This window comes from Cohaesibacter sp. CAU 1516 (assembly GCF_005771485.1).
Taxonomy (GTDB): Bacteria; Pseudomonadota; Alphaproteobacteria; order Rhizobiales; family Cohaesibacteraceae; genus Cohaesibacter; species Cohaesibacter intestini.
On record NZ_VANT01000013.1, the window covers coordinates 1 to 18,724 of the forward strand.

The 18,724-nt window shown below is 55.2% G+C and carries 23 protein-coding genes; 16 read left to right on the forward strand and 7 right to left on the reverse strand.

The annotated features are described in order from the left end of the window. Window positions 1-258: 258 nt before the first annotated feature. The 6 genes from FDK21_RS19250 to FDK21_RS19275 all read right to left on the reverse strand — a co-directional run bounded on the left by FDK21_RS19250 (window position 259) and on the right by FDK21_RS19275 (window position 3,948). Window positions 259-1,311 carry a tyrosine-type recombinase/integrase gene (locus FDK21_RS19250; protein ID WP_171022168.1) on the reverse strand — a complete coding sequence of 351 codons (1,053 nt, stop codon included), beginning with the start codon at window positions 1,309-1,311 and terminating at the stop codon, window positions 259-261. Beyond that, window positions 1,304-1,537, reverse strand: coding sequence for a hypothetical protein (locus tag FDK21_RS19255; RefSeq protein ID WP_138150510.1), 234 nt, complete (start codon window positions 1,535-1,537; stop codon window positions 1,304-1,306). The genes FDK21_RS19250 and FDK21_RS19255 overlap by 8 nt, the downstream gene beginning before the upstream one ends. 232 nt (window positions 1,538-1,769) lie before the next feature. Continuing rightward, entirely contained in the window at window positions 1,770-2,225 is a 456-nt protein-coding gene (ssb, locus tag FDK21_RS19260; RefSeq protein ID WP_138150511.1) for a single-stranded DNA-binding protein, read from the reverse strand. Between the two features lie 14 nt (window positions 2,226-2,239). Next, window positions 2,240-2,839 (reverse strand): hypothetical protein, encoded by a 600-nt coding sequence (locus tag FDK21_RS19265; protein ID WP_138150512.1) that lies wholly within the window; start codon window positions 2,837-2,839, stop codon window positions 2,240-2,242. Between the two features lie 249 nt (window positions 2,840-3,088). Next, complete coding sequence (locus FDK21_RS19270) at window positions 3,089-3,370, reverse strand: hypothetical protein (RefSeq protein WP_138150513.1); 282 nt, start codon at window positions 3,368-3,370, stop codon at window positions 3,089-3,091. A gap of 176 nt (window positions 3,371-3,546) precedes the next feature. Continuing rightward, window positions 3,547-3,948, reverse strand: coding sequence for a hypothetical protein (locus FDK21_RS19275; protein ID WP_138150514.1), 402 nt, complete (start codon window positions 3,946-3,948; stop codon window positions 3,547-3,549). 364 nt (window positions 3,949-4,312) lie between these two features. Here FDK21_RS19275 and FDK21_RS19280 point away from each other — a divergent pair, with 364 nt between their 5' ends. After that, the gene (locus FDK21_RS19280) at window positions 4,313-4,570 is read left to right on the forward strand and encodes a hypothetical protein (RefSeq protein WP_138150515.1); all 258 of its coding nucleotides are present in this window, start codon (window positions 4,313-4,315) and stop codon (window positions 4,568-4,570) included. A 66-nt stretch (window positions 4,571-4,636) separates the two neighbouring features. Here the strand turns inward: FDK21_RS19280 and FDK21_RS19285 are convergent, their stop codons facing one another. Continuing rightward, on the reverse strand, window positions 4,637-5,254 hold the full coding sequence (locus FDK21_RS19285; protein WP_138150516.1) for a helix-turn-helix domain-containing protein: 618 nt from the start codon (window positions 5,252-5,254) through the stop codon (window positions 4,637-4,639). 111 nt (window positions 5,255-5,365) lie between these two features. Between FDK21_RS19285 and FDK21_RS19290 the strand changes: the two genes are divergently transcribed. From FDK21_RS19290 to FDK21_RS19355, 15 genes are all read left to right on the forward strand, one after another. Continuing rightward, window positions 5,366-5,572, forward strand: a complete 207-nt coding sequence (locus tag FDK21_RS19290; protein WP_138150517.1) for a helix-turn-helix transcriptional regulator — start codon at window positions 5,366-5,368, stop codon at window positions 5,570-5,572. Next, window positions 5,565-5,774 (forward strand): hypothetical protein, encoded by a 210-nt coding sequence (locus FDK21_RS19295; RefSeq protein WP_138150518.1) that lies wholly within the window; start codon window positions 5,565-5,567, stop codon window positions 5,772-5,774. The genes FDK21_RS19290 and FDK21_RS19295 overlap by 8 nt, the downstream gene beginning before the upstream one ends. After that, the gene (locus FDK21_RS19300) at window positions 5,771-6,271 is read left to right on the forward strand and encodes a hypothetical protein (RefSeq protein WP_138150519.1); all 501 of its coding nucleotides are present in this window, start codon (window positions 5,771-5,773) and stop codon (window positions 6,269-6,271) included. Before FDK21_RS19295 ends, FDK21_RS19300 begins: the two co-directional genes overlap by 4 nt. Window positions 6,272-6,400: 129 nt before the next feature. Next, the gene (locus FDK21_RS20700; protein WP_171022172.1) at window positions 6,401-6,562 is read left to right on the forward strand and encodes a hypothetical protein; all 162 of its coding nucleotides are present in this window, start codon (window positions 6,401-6,403) and stop codon (window positions 6,560-6,562) included. Beyond that, the gene (locus FDK21_RS19305) at window positions 6,562-7,221 is read left to right on the forward strand and encodes a hypothetical protein (RefSeq protein ID WP_138150520.1); all 660 of its coding nucleotides are present in this window, start codon (window positions 6,562-6,564) and stop codon (window positions 7,219-7,221) included. The genes FDK21_RS20700 and FDK21_RS19305 overlap by 1 nt, the downstream gene beginning before the upstream one ends. Beyond that, window positions 7,221-7,526 (forward strand): hypothetical protein, encoded by a 306-nt coding sequence (locus FDK21_RS19310; protein WP_138150521.1) that lies wholly within the window; start codon window positions 7,221-7,223, stop codon window positions 7,524-7,526. Before FDK21_RS19305 ends, FDK21_RS19310 begins: the two co-directional genes overlap by 1 nt. Beyond that, window positions 7,523-10,156, forward strand: a complete 2,634-nt coding sequence (locus FDK21_RS19315; RefSeq protein ID WP_138150522.1) for a phage/plasmid primase, P4 family — start codon at window positions 7,523-7,525, stop codon at window positions 10,154-10,156. Before FDK21_RS19310 ends, FDK21_RS19315 begins: the two co-directional genes overlap by 4 nt. A gap of 298 nt (window positions 10,157-10,454) precedes the next feature. Continuing rightward, window positions 10,455-11,189: a hypothetical protein gene (locus FDK21_RS19320; RefSeq protein WP_138150523.1), complete on the forward strand. Its 735-nt coding sequence runs from the start codon at window positions 10,455-10,457 to the stop codon at window positions 11,187-11,189. Between the two features lie 171 nt (window positions 11,190-11,360). Continuing rightward, on the forward strand, window positions 11,361-11,906 hold the full coding sequence (locus tag FDK21_RS19325; RefSeq protein WP_138150524.1) for a hypothetical protein: 546 nt from the start codon (window positions 11,361-11,363) through the stop codon (window positions 11,904-11,906). A gap of 138 nt (window positions 11,907-12,044) precedes the next feature. Next, a complete protein-coding gene (locus FDK21_RS19330) occupies window positions 12,045-12,641 on the forward strand; it encodes a winged helix-turn-helix domain-containing protein (RefSeq protein ID WP_138150525.1) in 597 nt (198 codons plus the stop codon). A gap of 14 nt (window positions 12,642-12,655) precedes the next feature. Beyond that, window positions 12,656-14,689, forward strand: a complete 2,034-nt coding sequence (locus FDK21_RS19335) for a terminase gpA endonuclease subunit (RefSeq protein ID WP_138150526.1) — start codon at window positions 12,656-12,658, stop codon at window positions 14,687-14,689. Next, window positions 14,689-14,880, forward strand: coding sequence for a hypothetical protein (locus FDK21_RS19340; RefSeq protein ID WP_138150527.1), 192 nt, complete (start codon window positions 14,689-14,691; stop codon window positions 14,878-14,880). Before FDK21_RS19335 ends, FDK21_RS19340 begins: the two co-directional genes overlap by 1 nt. 4 nt (window positions 14,881-14,884) lie before the next feature. Continuing rightward, window positions 14,885-16,396 (forward strand): phage portal protein, encoded by a 1,512-nt coding sequence (locus tag FDK21_RS19345; RefSeq protein WP_171022174.1) that lies wholly within the window; start codon window positions 14,885-14,887, stop codon window positions 16,394-16,396. After that, window positions 16,380-18,299 (forward strand): prohead protease/major capsid protein fusion protein, encoded by a 1,920-nt coding sequence (locus FDK21_RS19350; RefSeq protein WP_171022176.1) that lies wholly within the window; start codon window positions 16,380-16,382, stop codon window positions 18,297-18,299. Before FDK21_RS19345 ends, FDK21_RS19350 begins: the two co-directional genes overlap by 17 nt. 79 nt (window positions 18,300-18,378) lie before the next feature. After that, window positions 18,379-18,705 carry a DUF2190 family protein gene (locus FDK21_RS19355; protein WP_138150530.1) on the forward strand — a complete coding sequence of 109 codons (327 nt, stop codon included), beginning with the start codon at window positions 18,379-18,381 and terminating at the stop codon, window positions 18,703-18,705. Window positions 18,706-18,724: the final 19 nt, after the last annotated feature.

The following is an 18,724-nucleotide window of genomic DNA, read 5'->3' on the forward strand; positions in this document are numbered from 1 at the left end:
TCTACCATTAAACTAATCCCCAGCAATTACAAAGGCTTAAGCCTATGTTTTACAAGATTTGGTAGAATGTTTTACAAATCGTTGGTGGACGCGTTCTAGCTCTGTCCTTTTGGGCGGTCAAGGGGTGAAGTTGAAAAAGCTGTGACAAGTGGGCAATGGGCGTGTTTTCCCACAAGTTTGATCATCAGCGGTGGTAAGCCGATGCCAAGTAAATTTGAGGTGGATCGGTGCAAAGGAGCAAGTCGCCAATTCCGAGCGTTACTTTTCACCCTTTTCCCACAAGGCGATTGCTGAGCGTGCGGTCTTTTGCTGATTGTATTGGCTGGTATAGCGCTCGACCATGGCGCTGCTCATGCCTGTGATGGATGAGATCTGTCCATTGGAGCACCCGACCTCTTTGAGGCGGCTGGCGGCGCTGGCTCTCAGGCCGTGGGGTGAATAGCCTTCCTCGCGAATCTGCTTTGTCTGGTCCTTGCCCATTTCGCGGGTGAACATGGCGCGAAACCCGTTGGCGTCCAGCTCGCTGCCATCGTGACGCGGGATCAAGACCATAGAGCCGCGTTTGCGGCATTCTGCAATGATTGGCTTTAGCTTGGAATGGATCGGGATCCATAGATCTTTGCCGGTCTTTTGCTGGATGACCCGGATTTCGCCATTCTCGATGTCATTGAGGCGCATGCGCAAGATGTCGCTGGTGCGCTGGCCGGTGTAAAGGCCGAGCATCACAAAGGCTCTGATTTCCCACCGGCAATGATCGAGGGCAAGTTGCAAGATATCGTCTGGCCATGGCTTGGCGCGTTTGGCCTTGTGTTTGACTTTTTCAAGGCCATCGCACGGATTGGCCGTGCCAAAGCTGCGTGGCAGGCCCCATTTGAAAAGCGTTTTGTAGACGCTCATTGCATGGTTTGCGGTGCTGGGCCGGTCGGCGAGGCTGTCTTGCAGCGTGACCATCACTTGCAGCGTGACCAAGCTGGTGTCGAATTTCCCCAAACGTTGCTCCAACAAAGTCAAATAGCGGTCATAGTCGCGCTTGGAGCTTTCAGCCAAGGCTTTGTAGGCTTGGCTTGCCTGATAGGCCTTGATCAGGTTTCTGACGCTATATTCCGGCTCTTGGATTTCATCTTTTGCGTTGGATAGCTTGGCAACAAAGGACCAAAAATCAGGCGTCTGAGGGTCGTGTGGGATCCGCACGCGTTTGCCTGCGAGGGGCGTATTGCGACCGGGCTGAAAATAGTAATAGGTCTTGCCGCGTGCTTTGACCGCGTGAACATTGGCGGGCAATTCGATGCCGGTTTTTCTCTTTCTACCCACGAGCTGCATCCAGAATGGTTTGTTGCGTTGGTGATTTCTTGCCGGTCTGAGATCGTACCATGTCGAGGACCGTCTGTCTGTCCCACAGCTCTTTGCCGGTGAAAGGCTGCTGGATGGGGGCAGGGAGAAAGCCGGTTCTCACGGCTTCCTTAAACTCGCTCGGCTTCATGCTGATCAAATAAGCCATCTCATGGGCTGAGCATAAATCAGGTGCATATTGGCGCATGATTGGCCTCCTGGCGCGATTATCCGGCGATCATTGGGGTGATGATGGTGGCGGCTTTCATGATGGCGAAATATGCGCCAAAGCCGAGGGCGGAAAGGGTGGCGGCGATTGGGATGATCAGGCGATCCATTGTTGTGCTCCTGTGGTGAGGTGGAGGGGTAAGGCTCTCGCTCATTGCTGCGCAAAGAGCTGGCGCGCTTCGCTTGCGGTCGGCGTTTGCTGTCGCAATCGCCTAGAATGGGATATCGTCGTCCAGATCATCGCGGGTGCGGCTGTCTGGGCCGGGTGGTTGGTCGCCATAGCTGCCGGGGTCGGCTGGCGGTGGGCCTCCTGCTCCGAGCTTCTCCAGCATGGTCAGGGCGGCGTTATAGCCCTGCAGCACCACCTCGGTGGTGTAGCGGTCCTGACCGTTCTGGTCCTGCCACTTGCGGGTCATGAGTTTGCCCTCAAGATAAACCTTCGAGCCTTTCTTGAGATATTGCTCAGCGATCTTGCAAAGGCCTTCGGTAAAGATGACAACCCGGTGCCATTCGGTTTTTTCTTTCCGCTCGCCGGTGTTTTTGTCCTTCCAGCTTTCGCCAGTGGCGAGGGACAGGGTGCAGACGGGGCGTCCGTCTTGGGTGCGGCGGATCTCAGGGTCTTGCCCCAGATTGCCCACAAGGATGACTTTATTGACTGATCCGGCCATTGGATGGCTCCTCTCTAACTTGCGACCCGTTCGGGGTTGCGTTCCGCCATGCGGTCAGGGATATGCTGCTCCACCCGGTCGGCCCAAAGAGCGGCGGCGCTTTCGGGGGTGCGTGGCATGATGGGATGCTTGGTGATGGCTGCGCCTCTGGTCACGCTGCTTGCGTGGCCGCTGCCCATATCGCGCAATTCCGCCTGAATGGTTGCGTTCTGAGCCGCGATCAAAAAGCGTAGGGTGCCGACGTCTGGATGACGCTCCAGCCCGGCGGCTAGGCGGATCGAGGCGCGGATCCGGGTAATGTATGGATCACCCTGACCAACTGGCTTGATGCTGGCGCTAAAGCGGTGGCTGTCGGTCTGCTCCTCGATCATCGGCATGACCGGCTCATCAAAGGCCGAATGTGCAAAGAGCAACAGGGACTCAAGCTGGAAATCAGCCGGTGCGATCTCGGCAAGATTGAGCAGATGATCGGCAAAGCTATAGCGACCACCAAAAAGCAACGGCATCCAAGGCTTGAGGGAAAGAAGCCTGCCGAGCAGGCGGAAATCAATATCGTGCGGCTCTGGCAATTGCGGCATAGAGCGGCGCTCAGGGAGAATGAAATGCAGTGACATCGCGGTTTCTCTGTCTGGAGGTGAACGGGTCAAAAGAGAATGGAGGCCCAAACGCCAAGCATCGTCATGAAGGTGAGCAAGCTGCCAAGGGCGAGAATGTCTCGAATGATCATGGTGTGGGCCTTTCTGGAATGGTAGAAAAGAGGGGCGGATCCGCTGTGATTGGGAGGAGAAATCACCGATCCACCCCTCAGGTGCTCACCCCTCACTTGTCGCCAGATAAAGGGGTGAGTTGGGGAGAGCCTCCCCTTAGCGTCCGTTTGCGCGCCTCAGGAAGGCGAGGGCTTGGCCGGATGCATCAAAGACGCTGAGGGCATTGTCTGCGACTTCCTGCGCAAGCTCGATTGTCACCGGGGTGCTGTTGAACCAGTCTTTGAGCATGCCGCGAATGGCATCAAACTCATCCGCATTGTGGCGCTTGGAGAGCTGCTTCCATTGATAGTTGGAGGGCCAGCGATAGGAGCGGCCATTGATGATCGCAGTGCTGTCTGCGTTGTCTGTTGCAGTATGGTTGAGTGATTTCTTGAGCATGTTTCGCTCCAGTGAGATTGTGAAGTCTCACATAAAATTACTGATAGAAATAAATAGTGTCAATCAAAAAATTACAAATAGAAATAATGTGAGGGAATATGAATTTAGCGAAAACAAAAAAGCCCGCTCAATGAACGGGCTTTAGGAAACGCATTTTCTACAGTTGTCTGCGGGGGTTACCAGCCTTGAGAGGCGAGATGAGTGAAGCTCATCAGGGAAGGTGAGAACTCGTCTGAATTCTTTTTGCCCAAGGTATCGCATGCGTCGCCCGGCGTCTCCAATACCCATCCGCTCCAAGCGTTCTCATTCAAGATGATAACTTCCTTGAGGGGAGATAGGGACAATTCTCCTGACCATTGAAGGTAGCAGATGCCCTTAATCATGAGCGCATATTGTTGTTCTGATACCTGCGCTTGTGGAACGGCAATCCGAATTTTTTCTTCGACAAATTCAATTCCCATTGGTTGGAATTCGGCAATTGCGCTTGATACCTTTGAGATATCAAACGCCATCGCATTTGATATGTAGGAAAGGAGGCAGGCAGCGCTTAAGGCGAGTGCTTGTAAGGGTTTGTGCATAATTTGCCGCTCCATTTTCGCTATTGTTCGGACTCTTTGTGCGCTTGATGTTCGTAAATCTTGGGTTGCAAATCATTAGAAAACGCGATTCATGGATTTCTGTCTATGTCTAGCTACAAAAGGCGAAAATGTTTCACGCTGTTGATTGGTGTGGCAAAGTTAATTTCCATTAACTTTTTGTCCAAAAAAACAAGCTGACTCTTTGCAGAGGGTCGCAATTTGTGCCCTATTGCTGACATCGAGCATCGTGAGATTTTTTGAGAAAGGGCAATCGACTTAGAAAAACAGAATTGAATGGAGGGCTGATGTTTCAGTGTAGGGCGCTCTTGGGATGAAGGACTACGAATAAAGAGGCTTGAGCTCAATGACTGATCAAACTAGTGGGCCGTCAGAGACCGAAATGGATGCGCTTTGGGAAATTGCGGATAGGTTGCAAGTGCTTGCAAATACGCAGAAAAACCTTTTAGAGCTCAATGGAATTGCCTTGGAAAAAATGACGCAAGGTGGTGTAGATGTTGTGTCAATCGAAGTGTTTTGGGCGCTTCAAAGTCTTATGGCCGAGCAGGAGAAGAAGCTAAGAAATGTTATTGAGTGTGAGTTGCTCGAATGTGTAAAGGCGTAGGGCGAAAGCGCGTTTCTGCAATGGTTCAATGGGGGTGTAGCTTGGTTGGCTGCGCCCCTTTATTGTTTAAAAGTCGAGTTTCTGAACCAAGTCGGCTGGTAGTGAAATTTTCACGGGCGAGGCCCATTTTAGTTTGGTGTCGAGCATATTGTCGATCATCGGGTTTGTGCTGATTAAATGAAACTTGCCGGGTTCTGATCCTGGCTTAATATGCTTGACCCATACATCCCCATTCTCATCCTCGCAAATGCAAATGCGCCCCAATGCTTCATTGGGTACCCCGATGACGTCGCGAGAATAAAAGAGCACGTCCCCGGATGAATAGAGAGGGGTCATACTTTCGCCTTCCACTTCCACCGCAACAATATGCGTATCAAAGGGAAGGTCGCTAGGACAGGCTACATGGTAGATCCCGTCTCCCTTGGCGTAGGCGTCGAAAAGAGGAACTTTTGCGCCTGCGCCCACTCTCCCGGCTACTGCAACGGGTCGGGCGTCGTCGATCAAATCACTTGCACGAACGTCCAGCGCATTTGCTATTGCGATTAGAGCGTCCATTGAAGGCAGCTTCGCAATATTCTTGCTTTCCATCGCGCCAATATAAGACTGAGAAAGGCCGCTCGCTTCGGCAAGCTCCATCTGCGTCATGCGCTTCTGTTTTCTGATCGATTTGATTTTCATTTTCATACTCACATTTTAGCGCGTTGGCTTGGTTTGCGCGATATTCTGCCAGTGATAATATTTCTGACATCAATAATCTGTCTTGACGATCATATATTTCTATGAGAAATAATATCCATGACCCAGTTTCAGGCATACATAAATGGCTATCAGGGTAACCAAGGCGAGATCGCTGCGGCGCTCAACATTAGTCAGCCTTATCTTTCCTTGCTGTTTGCGGGAAAGAAAAGGCCTTCACTCGATCTCGCTGTCCGCATTGAAAGTTGGAGCGGTGGTGCTGTTCCTGTCGCAAGTTGGGTGACGGGGACTCGCTCCGATGCTTAGCCAATTTTCTGCCCTGTTTGGCCAGCTCTTGGCCGAGGGCTGCGGCTTCCTGTCGGAAAGTCTCGGCGCTCATCTCTCTCAGATCCGCCGGGTCATCGTCATTCCTGTTGTTTCCCATTTTCTTGATCTCCTGTGGTTGATGACCAGTCTGCAAGACTGGTCAGCCTCGGTCCATGTTTTTTCGCGGGGTCTTCGCTCATGACTTATGCGCTCTCCAACAAGCAAATCAGCGCTCTTTTGGCTGCCAGCCGCCTCGATCTTGATGCGGCGGGCGGTGCCGAGGCCGTTTCGGAAATTACCGGCTATCGCGCCCAAAGCCTCGACCGGATGGCGCGCCCCAAAGAGGCGCAAGATCCATGCCGTCAACAAAGCATGTCTTTGCTCGTCTTGGCTGAGATCATCCTTTTCAGCGAGGGGAGATCCAACAACGGGGTCAAGCGCCTTGCTGATCTTGCGGGGATGATCGCCATTCCCAAGCCTGACGGCTGTCAGGTGGGGCGCGGTCATGCTGCATTCTGTGCTGTGACCGATGAATTTGCCGGGCTGGTCAAGGCGCTGTCTGAGGCGCTGGCTGATGATGGCAAGGTCAGTGCCGAGGAGATCATCGAAAAGGATCTCTGCGGCAAACTGCAGGCCTTGGCGCGCGTCTGCATGACCCTTGAAGCGCGTTACACGGCACGCGTTGAGGAGGGGGAATAGATGCCCGACAAGCGAGCAAAGCGAGTGCCGTCGAAGCAAGCGCCAACACATTGCGATGCAATGTGTGAGAGCGTCCATCCGCACCCAAGACTCTGTCTCTCAAAAAAATTGGCCAATGAGCTGACCCGCATGGGCGAGGTCTGCGCCGGTGTCGTGTTCGGTGATGAGGATGCCTTTCTCGTCAACATGTCTGATGGTTGTGTCGTCTATGGGGTGTTCCTGTCTGATGAGGCCGAGCTGGAGGCTTTTCTCGATGAGCAAGCCCGGCTCGCTGTCGAGGGGTGCGCGTGATGGGGCGGGTGCTGGTGGCTTGCGAATATTCGGGCATTGTGCGGGATGCTTTTCTCGCTCTCGATCATGATGCTTGGTCCTGTGACCTGATTGCCAGTGAGCGCGGCTCTAATCGGCATATTCAAGGCGATGTGCTTGAGATCCTGCATGATGGTTGGGATCTGATCATCGTTGCGCACCCGCCTTGCACCCGGCTTTGCAATTCCGGTGTGCGTTGGCTGCATAAGCCACCAAAGGGCAAGACGCTCGAACAAATGTGGCATGAGCTCGATGAGGGCGCGGCTTTCTTCTCCAAGCTCTGGAACGCGGAAGTTCCTCATGTGGCTGTCGAAAATCCGGTCATGCACAAGCATGCCAAGGCGAGGATTGAGAATTATCAGGATCCGGCTCAGATCGTACAGCCATGGTGGTTTGGCGAGCCTCAATTCAAGGCAACCGGTCTTTATCTGCGCAATCTCCCCAATCTGGTCGAGACCGACCGGCTGACCGCTCCAAAATCGGGAACCAAAGAGCACAAGGCTTGGTCCCGCGTCCATCGCATGCCACCCGGCGCGGATCGCGCCAAAGAGCGCTCCCGTTTCTTCCCAGGTATTGCCAAGGCAATGGCCGAGCAGTGGACCCCAATTATTAATCAAACCGAGATGAGGAGGGCGGCTTGATGACCCTCATCATCGACCAAGCCAAAAAGCCGACCCGATATAAGAGCAATCCGGCATGTGTGAAACATTTCTGCATGGCCAAGGGCTGCTCCAATTGGGGCGCGTTCGGGATTGGGGTCTCGCTCAAGGCGGGCAAGCCGGGGCAATGGTTTTGCAGTGACCATATTGCTCAGGCGCATAAACAACTCTGCGCTGAGACCCGCAAGCCTTCCGATATTCCTGACTATTTGTTGCCGCAACCGGTTCGCGCTCGCAAGGCGCGGCGAGAGCGCAATCTCAAAAAACAACAAGGGGTTTTGCTATGACAGACAAGAAAACAACGTTGCCTCTGTCGATGCTGGATCATGCCTTGGCGCTGGCAGAAAAGGGCTTTGCGGTCTTCCCGGCCAATCCAAGCAACAAGAAATCACTGATCAAGGCTTGGCAAGAAAATGCAACCAAGGATCCCGATCAGATCCGCCAATGGTGGGTGCGGTGGCCGCGTGCGCTGATCGGCGCGCCGACCGGCTGGGGCTGCGATCTGTGGGTCTTGGATCTTGATGCAAAGGTCGATGATGTCACCGGCGAGGTGATCGAGGTCGCGGATCTGATCGCCATTGTCGAGGAGGCCATCGGCGAGCCTTTGCCTCAGACCCTCGCAACCGCGACCCCAAGGGGCGGGCGCCATCTCTTTTACCGCATGCCGAGCGATGGCCGAGAGGTGCGCAACCGCAACCCGCTGATGGAAAATATCGATGTCCGGGGTGAGGGCGGTTATGTCATTGTGCCGCCTTCGATCCGGGCTGACAGTGCGGTCTATCGCTGGGCTGATGAGGTTGATCCGGTCGAGGCTCCTGAGGCCCTGTTGGATCTGGTGATCAAGCCGGTCGAGCAGGCCGAGGAGGAGGGCGGTGCGGCTCCGGCGGTCAAGGGTGACTTTCAATCGACCTTGGCCGAGGAGGATGAGGCGGTCCGAAAATATGCGCTTGCGGCGGTCGATGGCGAGTGTCATGCGGTACGCACCTGTGGTAAAGGCGGGCGCAACAATCAGCTCAACAAAGCGGCCTTTTCCATCGGCCAATTGGTCGGTGCTCAAGTGATCACCCGTGCCATGGCTTTCGGCCTGCTGCAGGATGCGGCGCAAAGCAATGGCTTGATGAAAGATGACGGCGCAAAGGCCGTGCAAGCCACAATCAATAGCGGGCTGAATGATGGGGCTAATCATCCGCGCGACCTGTCCGAGATCCGCGCCAAAGCCGCCCGACGGGCCTCTCGCTCCAGCTTTTATCCTCCAGCGCCAAGCCCTGAGGATTATGGTGGATTTGCCGAGGGTAGCTCAAAAGGAAATCACCCTGAAAACCAAGAAGATCAAGGGGATAATGCCGAAAAGGCAGAAAAAGGAAATCAGGCGGGCGAGGGCGGTGACAAGCGCAAAAAGAAGCGCAAAAAGAAATCATCCTTTGCCGTGCCGCCTCGATCTGCGCTCTATTCGGCTTTGGATCGTGAGCTCGCTGAGCTGGAGCGCAATGATCTGGGCAATGGTGAGCGGCTGCAGGCCCGGTTTGGTCAGGATTTGCTCTATGTGCGAGACATTGGCTGGCACCATTGGTGCGGCTCGCATTGGACCGAGGATGACGCTTGGGAGTATGTTCACAAGCGCGCCCATGAGACCGCAAGGGCAATGCAGGATGAGGCAACTGCCTTGCGCCATGAGCCGCCTGATTGGCTGCAGGATGAGGATGAGATCGCCGAATTTGCCAATAGTCATTTCGGCTTTGCGATCTCCTGCGGTAATGCCGGGCGGATCGCCAACATGATCGCCACCGCTCAGAATTACATGACGATCGAGCCCTCCGAGATGGATGCCGATCTCATGGTCATCAATCTGGAAAATGGCACGATGAAACTTGAGGGCGCGTGCGAGACCTTAAAGCCGCACCGGCGCGAGGATCGCTTGGCCAAGGTGATGCCGGTAAGCTATGACCCGGATGCAAGCTATGAGCTGTTCCAAAGGTTCATGGATACGGCGATCCCTTGCAAGAAAAAGCAGGCCTTCCTGCAGGTTTGGGCGGGGCTTTGCCTGACCGGCCTGACGCGTGAGCAGAAGTTTGTTTTTAACTTCGGGGAGGGTGGCAACGGCAAATCGGTGTTTATGGATCTGCTGGCCAAGATGATGGGGCCTTATGCGGCGACAATCAACTTTTCTACCCTCTTGAAGGATGAGCGCAAGCGTGGCTCCGAGGCGACCCCGGATCTCGCCCGCTTGCCAGGTAAGCGCTTGGTTAAGGCCTCCGAGCCTGAGCGTGGGTCTGTTTTGGCCGAGGCGGTGATCAAGGAAATCACCGGTGGCGAGCCTTTGCAGGTGCGCAAGTTGCGTGAGGATTTTTTCGAGTTTTTCCCGCAATTCAAGCTCATGGTTTCGGGCAATCATCGGCCCTCGATCCGCTCGGCTGACCGAGGCATCTGGCGGCGCGTGGTGCTGTTCCATTGGGATCAAAATATCCCTGAGGATCAACAGGACAAGGGCTTGCCCGACAAGCTATGGCAAGAGAGGAGCGGGATCCTCAATTGGCTGCTGGATGGCGTCAGGCGCTATCTGGAGGATGGTTTGCAGGTGCCTGATGTGATCACCAAAGAAACCAACGACTATAAGGAGGATAGTGACCCGCTTGGGCGCTTCATTGCCGACTGTATCGAGCGCGCTCCGGGCGAGGAGGTCAATGCCACCACCCTCTATGAGGCCTATTGCTCTTGGGCGCGGTTGAATGAGGCCCCGATCTATAAGGCGACCGGCTTTGGCCGGGCCATGGTTGAGCGTGGGCTTGAGAAGCGCAAAAAGCGCACGGTCAGCTATCTCAACATTCGGCTGGATTATGTCATGCCCGATGCTGGCGGCGTCCATGACGGGCCTCCTGTGCCACCCGTGCCGCAAAGTGTCGAGGATTATAATGGCTAAAGGGTGCGCAACTGTCGCCAACTGTCGACAAACTGTCGACGGGAAAAACGTAGTCTTTTCAAGGCTGCGTAGAGGGTTGCGATAGTTGCGAGGGTTTTGGCTGTATCAAGGCTCATGTGGGTGTGTGTGGGTGTGTGTGCGTAACCTTTTAACCTCATGTAACTATCGCAACTGTCTACCCATTTAGGCAAGTAATTGAAACATTAATAAAAACAGCTTCGACAGTTGTCTTTGAAACTGTCGATCAACCGTCGAAAAACTGTCTCCCTTGTGAAATTTGACAATAAAGGCTCAGCAAATGGTTGAAATTTACAAATCCGGTCCGGTTCTGCCATCCAATGCGACCGCAAAGGTCTACTATCACGCGCCTGCCGTCAAAGCCCGTCAGGAGAGCCTTGAGCCCAAACCGATCAGCATTGTCGGGCTCCTGCGGTGGGTCTATGGCGATCAGAAAGCCGACCGCGTGAGCGGCTATCAGGCCGATGATGCGGTCTTGGGCTTTGCCAATGCCAACGGCACCTTTGACCGGATCGAGGAAATGGGCGTGATGATTTCCGGCTCTGGCCCTGTTGGTCAAGATCTCGACCCGGCGGCGCTGGCAGTCCATGAGACAGTTTGCATCTATGCGGCAATGGGGCAGGAGCAGGCCATGCGGGCGGGCGCTCTGGTCCTTTATGCGCGGGCCGGGTTTGAGCCGGGGGTGCTCAGCGAGCTGCCAGCCCTGCGCTGCTATGATCAAGGCAAGTGTAGCTATTGGGCCGGTGATCAGCGTTTGAGCTTTATCCCCAAAAACATCATGCGTAAGCCTTGCGGCTATGACGGGCCATATATCCGCAAGGGGCAGGCCTGCGATATTGCCTTTTCTCGTGACCATGCAAGTCATGCCAACGAATTGAAAAAATGGGAAATTTGGGCCTGCGGTCTTGAGGAAATCCATGCCATGATCCCGCGCCTGCATCGCTGGGCCCTCAAGCCCTTCGAGCTGCCGCCTTTCGTCAGGCGGGTGCAAGACCCGGTTGAAAGCCTGCTTTAGGGCTTGTGTAAACATCGCGCTTGACATAGCTTTTAATAGTCGAAAAGCACCCGCGATTTGCTCACGTAGCAAGCGCGGGTTTTTTGTTGGCGTTCCTTGTGGTGAGGTGAACCCGCTCCGGCTTGATTGTCCGGGGCGGGTTTTCTCATGGCCGATCTGGAGTGATGCGATGTGATTGATGTGGATCTATCCAACTTCGAGAAGACGCTCGACCTCATCCAGATGATGGGCAACAAGTCGCCCCGGATGCTGCAGGCAACCGTTCGTCAGGCCGGGCGTCAGGCCATGACCCCATGGCGTCAAGCCACTGCCAAGCAGTCGGGCGTCAAGGCGCGCAAGGTCCAGCGTTCAACCAAGTCCAAGAGTTATGCAAGCGCTGGGGACTTCGTCTTTGAGATCCGGGTGCGAGCCGAATGGTCTTACCTGACCGAGTTTAGCCCGGCTCAAACCGATGAGGGGATCGAGGCCAGCCCGTGGGGATCGCGTCAGATCTTCGCCGGGTCATTCTTCGGCACGGTCGAGGCGGGCAAGTCAGGCAAGTCTCATCTTGGCGTCTTCATTCGCCAGACTGAGGACCGCCTGCCGATCCGTCAGCTCTATGGCCCAAACGTGGCAATAGAAGGCGCACGCGGCAAGGCGGCGGATACGTTCGAGAAAGAGAGCGAGGAGGCCCTCAATGCAACCCTACAACAAGAGATCGCTCAGCTCTTTGCCTGACCCGACCCCTGTTAACCCGCCCAAGGCGCGCGGGTCCTTCCAGCCCCCACCCCCGCCCGCGGGGTTGTAACCTCCCGTGGGTTTTCTAGTTAAAGCTATGTTTTTGTTGGGTTAACGCGGTTAACGAGGTTAACGGAAATGGGTGATCAGGTTAACAGTGAGACGCTTTTGAAGACGGTGACTGAGCTCGCCGAGATGGAAGGGATCTCTAAAGCTGCGATCTCAAAGCGGCTCAAAAAACTTGAGGCCGCAGGGCTGGAGCTCAAGCGCAATGAGCGCGGTCATATTGTCGGGGTGCCGGTTGCTGACTATGAGGCGCTCGCCAATGTGACCATTGATCCGATCAAGGTGTCGGCGGCGCGGCCTGAGGTCGAAAAGCATAAGACGGATGGCCAGCCAATTGCGGCGGGTCCCTTGCCGGGGTCGCTGGAGCATAAAAGGCTTGAGGAAAAGCAGCTCGATATTGACCGCAAGAAGCGCGCCGAGGCCCTTGAGATGGGGCAATTGGTGCGGCTGGATCTGTTGCGGCCTGCTCTGGAGCGGGCGGGCAAGGTGATCCAAGCCGGGATCAACCGGCTCGAAAATAGGGCCGATGACATTTGTCTCGCGGCTGAAAAGGGGTCGCATGCGGCGCGGCTGGAATTGAAAGGATATTCGGCTGAGATCTGTGACCTTGTAGCCAAGGAGCTGGCGGCGATTGCTGCCGAGGCTCCTGAGGGAGATCCGCCGCTTTAACTGTTGGTGTTGTTATGGCTTGGTTTGCGGGCGCTGAAAAACTGATCTTCGGTGAGCTTGCGGCTGGTATCAAGCCAAACTTGCCGGTGAGTTTCCCTGACTGGATCGAGAAAAATATTGTCCTGATTGACGGCGATCATGCGGGGCAATTGTGGAGCCGGTCGAATGCGCCTTATCTCATCGAGCCTGCGGAATGTTTGAGCGTTGAGCATCCGTGCAATGTGGTGACAATCCGCAAGAGCCAGCAAACCGGGGCCTCAATTCTGGCCCTGTCGTGGGCGCTCTATATCGCGGATCAAACGCCTGCCAATACGCTTTTTGCGGTGCCTTCGATTGATGCGCTCAAGGATATGAGCGATCAGAAATTCCGGCCCTTGATTGATGCTTGGGAAAATGAAACCGGGCGGCAAGTCATCAAGCCGATGACCAGCCGGTCGGATGAGGGCTCCTCAAAATTCCTGAAAAAGTTTCCCGGCGGCTATATCAAATTTGCCAATGCCAACTCGGCGATGGATCTGTCATCCAAGACGGTCAAATATGGGATCAAGGATGAGGTTTCCAAGTGGCAGGATATTGCGGGCGAGGATGACCCGGAAACGCTTTTCTTTGGTCGCTTCACTGCCTTTCGCCGGGCCAAGACTTACAAGATTTTTCAGCTCTCGACGCCTGAGCTTGACGCGGGCGAGGAGGGTGGCAAGGGTGTCGGTCACTGCAGAATTGACCGGGCCTTTCTCGCGTCTGATCAACGCTTTTGGTATATCCAATGCCCTGAATGTGGTGAATATTTCTATCAGCATTTTGACGGCTTGGTGATTGATGAGAAGTCGCCTCACAAGTCAAAATATGAATGTCCGCATTGCGGCCATCATGTGAGTGAGGCCGAGCGAGTGAAGGGCGTCAAGGCCGGTCACTATCGGGCGCACCGGGGCAATGAGGGCCGTGAGCCCGGTTTCCATATGGATGCTTTTGTCTCGCTGATGATGAGCTATGAGGCAATTGCCGAGGATTATCTGGCGTCAGAAAATGGCGGATCCAAAGGGCCAAAGGGCTTCAAAAACCTTGTCCTTGGCTTGCCCTTTGCCATGAAAGGCAATGCGCCTGAGTGGAAACGCTTGATGGAGCGGTCTCAGCATTATCCTGAAAACCAGATCCCGCGCGGTGGCCTCATTCTGGTTGCCGGTGCTGACGTGCAGCATAAGGGTATTTGGGTCATCATCAAGGCCTTTGGCCGTGGCAAACAAAGCTGGACCATTTCGGCCCGGTGGTTGGATGGTGACACAACGGATGCCAATGAGGGCGCTTGGAAAAAGCTTGCGCGTGTCTATGAGGAAGAGTTTCCCGATGTCAATGGTTGTCTCAGACCGATTGAGATGATGTGCGTTGATGCGGGCGACGGTGGCCGGGCCGGGGCGGTTTATACTTGGTGCGGTGCGCGCCTCAAGGCGCAAGCGATCCATGGGGTGGATGGCTGGGGCAAGCCTCCGATTGGCCCTGAAAAGCCGATCACCTATGACTATCAGGGGCGGCGGGTCAAGGATGGCGCAACGCTTCGCGCGGTCGGGACATGGGATCTCAAGGCGACCTTTTATGACAATCTCCACAAAGAGGGGGTTGTCTCCGGGGCTTCTGAGGATCCGCCGGGATATTGCCATCACGGCGATTTTTTGCCGGATTGGTATTACAAGCAGATCACCTCTGAATATCTCAAAGATGTGATTGTCGCGGGGATCCCAAAACAGAAGTGGCAACCGGTCGGCGACAACCATTTGCTCGACTGCGAGATCTATGCGGTCGCCTCTGCCGAGATCCTCCAGATCTCTCTCTTTGAGGATCACAATTGGCACTATCTCGAAAAACAATATGGCTTGCTTGGTGAGGTCGGCGCGCAACAGGAGCTTTTTGCGTCTGAGCCCGTCAAGGCCCTGACCAAGCCTGAGCCTGAGCCGGATCCTGAGCCCGATCCTCAGCCTGAGAGCAACAGTCCAGCCGATGGTTGGTTGTCTGACGGTGATGGATGGCTTGGGCAAAATGATGATTGGTTGAGCTGATGAGCTGGACACAAGAAGATTTGGCCAATCTCAAAAAGGCCTTTGCCCTTGGTGCCAAGAAAACCCGGATTGCTGGTGAGGAGGTCGAATATAGATCTCTGAGCGAGATGAAAGAGATCATTGACATGATCGAGCGGGATCTCGCCGGGAAACCTCGATCCGATTTTATTCAAACAATCTATGAGAGTTAGCGCCATGGGCTTTTTGTGGAATGCTGCGGGTGCGCTTGCCTCTGGGCAGGCGCTCCAATATGTGCGCTATCAGGTCGGACGCTCGATCATGGGTCAGCGCTCCTATGCTGCCGAGATGCTGGCCAAGCGCTTTCGTGAGTTTGTTGCGCCTCGAACCTCTGCCAATGCCGAGGTGCGGCCCTCGGCTGGCACGGTGCGGGCCAATGCCCGTCAGGCGGTGCGCGACAATCCGGTCGCTGAGCGGATTGTGCGGCTGTTTGAGATCTATCTCATCGGTCGCGGGATCAAAACAAAGTCGAGGACCGGGGTCAAGACGCTCGACAAAAAGACAAACAAGCTGTTTGACCAATGGGCCGAGGTTGCCGATTTTGGCGGCGAGGAGACCTATTATGGTCTCCAGCGGCTTGTTGTGCGCGCGATGGCTGAGAGCGGCGCGGTGCTGATCGTCTATCGGTGGGATCGGGATTTTCCGGTTTTGCCTTTGCGCCTGCAGGTGCTTGAGATTGATCACCTTGATCATTCGAAAGATGGGCCTTTGCCTCAGGGTGGCCGCATTGATATGGGGATCGAATTTGACCGGCATGGTCGGCGGGTCGCCTATCATATCTATGATGAGCATCCCGGTGAGGCGATCTCTTATGATGGCTTCCAAAGCACCCGATTTTTGTCGGAAGATGTGATCCATCTTTATCGCAAGGATCGGCCCGGTCAGATCAATGGTGTGAGCTGGCTTGCGCCGGTGCTGCCAACGCTCAAGGATCTCAATGAGTTTTTTGAGGCCGCATTGGTCAAGGCCAAGATTGAGGCTTGCTTTGCGGTCTTTCGGCAACGTCCTCAGGCCGGTGGCGCGGTTCTACCCGGTGCAAAGGATGAGAGCGGTGGTCCATCGGTGAGCAAGATCTCGCCGGGGGTGATCATTGATGGCAAGCCGGGTGAGGAATTCAAGGCGGTCGCGCCTTCGAGCAATTCCAGCTTTGAGATGTTCGTCACCAATATTCTGATGCTGGTGGGGATCGGCGTCTCGATGACGTATGACCTCGTTTCCGGCGATATGCGCAAGGCCAATTATAGCTCAATGCGCGCCGGGCGGTTGCCCTTCTATCGGTTTGTTCTGCAGACGCAAGAGCTGTTGCTCATTCCTCGCTTTTGCTCTCGCGTCCAAAAGTCGTTCATTTTTGCGGCGGTGCTCAAGGGTGAGCTCAAGCCGAGAAAAGGCGGTTACCCGGCTGATTTCGTGCCGCCGGTGCAGGAAAATCTCGATCCAATCAAGGATATGCAGGCCGACATTTTGGCGGTCAAAGCCGGTGCCATGCCACCGCAAGAATTTACCGCTCGCTGGGGCCGTGATTTCGACGATGTGGTCGCAAAATTTGTTGAGGCTGATCAGGTGCTCAAGGATGCCGGGGTCCGCTTTGACTATTCGGGCAATGTGAATGCAAAGGCTCAAACGGATGATCCGCCGGATGATGCCGATGATGATGACAAGAAAGGTGATGATGATGCCCAAGAAGACTGAGCAAAAGCGTTTCCAGCCGGGCAATCAGAGCCTCTCTCGCGCGGCTGACCTGACGCCTTCAAGCTATGATGAGGGGTCGCGCTCTGTTGAGGCGATCCTCTCAACCGGGTCGCGGGTGCGGCGCTGGTATGACTTCGAGGAGCTGGAAATCAGTGACGCGGCGATTGATTTGACCCGCGCGGCTGGTGGTCAAGTCAAGCTCCTCGATCATCACAATCAGCGTGAGCGGTCTGCTGTTCTCGGCACGGTCGGCGATGTTCGGGTCGAGAATGGCCAGCTCGTTGGCCGGTTGACTTTCGCTGATAGTGATGTCGGTCGAGATGCCGAGGGTCAGGTCAAACGCGGTGAGCTTTCCAGTGTGTCGATTGGTTACAAGGTCGATAATTGGGAGCGCACCGGCATTGAGGATGACCGTGAGATCTGGACGGCGCGCAAGTGGGAATTGCTTGAGGTGTCTCTCGTTTCCGTTCCTGCCGATCCGTCTGCAAATATTCGTTCCTTGCCGCAAGGCGAACCTATTGAAACCCCAGAAAATGAGGATGGCGCGATGTCAACCGAAACCGATAACCAGCGGGCTGATCAGTCCGCCAATCAGGATCCTGTCAATGGTGGCAATCCTGCACCCCCTCAGGAAACGCGGGGCGCTCCGAATGAGCCTGCTGCGCCTGTCCAGTCTGAGCGCTCTGCTGCAACGATTGATTATGTTTGCGGTCAGGCCGAGGCCTCTGGCCTTGGTATGGATTGGGTGCGCTCGATGAGCGGTCGCACTGAGCAGGAGGTGCGTGATGCGGCGCTGAATGCTCTGCAGGCTCGCACCTCGGCTCCGACCAATGGCACGCATAACGAGACAACGCTCGACAACCCGGCCAATATGCGCGGTGCCTTGATTGATGCCTTGGCCTCGCGTGCGGCTGGTAGCCAGCCGAGTGATCAGGCCCGTCAGTTTGCCTCCTATTCGATTGTTGACGTGGCGGCGACCGCGATGGGCGAGCGGGCAACGTTCGGGCGCAATGATGTTGATATCATCCAGCGCGCTCTCACCACCGGTGATTTCCCGCTCATCCTGGAGGGGGTCAATCATCAGCTCATGCGGCGTGAATATGATCGAGCGGCTCCAACCTATCGCGAGATTATGCGCCGGTCTGACCTGCAGGATTTCAAGACCTCCAGCTCATACAGCCTTGGCGATTTCCCGACGCTCAAGCAGGTGACGGAAAAGGGCGAGATTGATTTCGGTGGTATCTCGGAAGGTAAGGAAACCTCTCAGCTCAAGACCTTCGGTCGGCGTGTCTCGATCACCCGTCAAATGCTGATCAACGACAATCTCGGCGCATTTGCTGACATTGGCCGTCGAGCGGCTCAGGCTGTTTTGCTGTTCGAGAATGGTCTGGCTTACAAGATCTTGCTTGCCAATGGCGGCAATGGTCCAAAGTTGTCGGATGGCAAAGCGCTGTTTGATGCCGCTCACAATAACTTGCTGGCTGCGGCGGCGCTTGGGGTCGCCGGGGTTTCTGCAGCGCGCAAGGCTATGCGCTTGCAGGAAAGCCTTGATAAACAGCGCTTGAGCATTCCGGCGAAAAAGCTGCTGGTTGGCCCGGATCTGGAAACGGAAGCGGAAATGTTCCTTGCTCAGGTCACCCCGACCAAGCAGGCCGATTTCAACCCGTTCAGCGGCAAGCTGGAGTTGGTTGTCGAGTCTGAGATCACCGATAAATCTTGGCGTTTGTTCGCTAACCCGGAAATGTATGACGTGATGACCTACGGTTATTTGCGGCAAAATCCGGGGCCGATCTTCATGCGCAACCAGTCGAGCCCGGTTGATGGTGTTGAGCTTGTCGTGGTTCTTGATTTCCATGTGTCGGCGTCTGATTTCCGTGGCGCGGTCAAAAATCCCGGCCAATAATTTAGGCCGATCCAATCTATCCCTTGAGCAAAAGCCTAGCCCTCGTGCTGGGCTTTGCTCGTTTTAAGGATCCAAAATCATGAAAAACTATCTTTCCGAGGGCAATGTCATTGATGTGCCTGCGCCTGCTGGCGGTGCCAAGTCTGGCGATTTTGCCATGGTTGGCGCAATGTTCGGCTGTTTCGTTACCTCTGCGGCTGAGGGTGAGCCGGTCGGTCTTTGCCGCGTCGGTAAATTTGAGGCTGATCTGGATGGCGCTGATGTAACGCAAGGGGCCAAGCTCTATTGGAAGGCTGACCCGGGCATTGTCACCGGCGTTGCAACCGGCAACACAAAGATCGGCTTTGCGGCGGCTGCGAGTGCGTCCAACAAGGTTGAGATCGTGCTGGTCCCGACCGTGGTTTAACCATGTCCCTGCGGCGAGC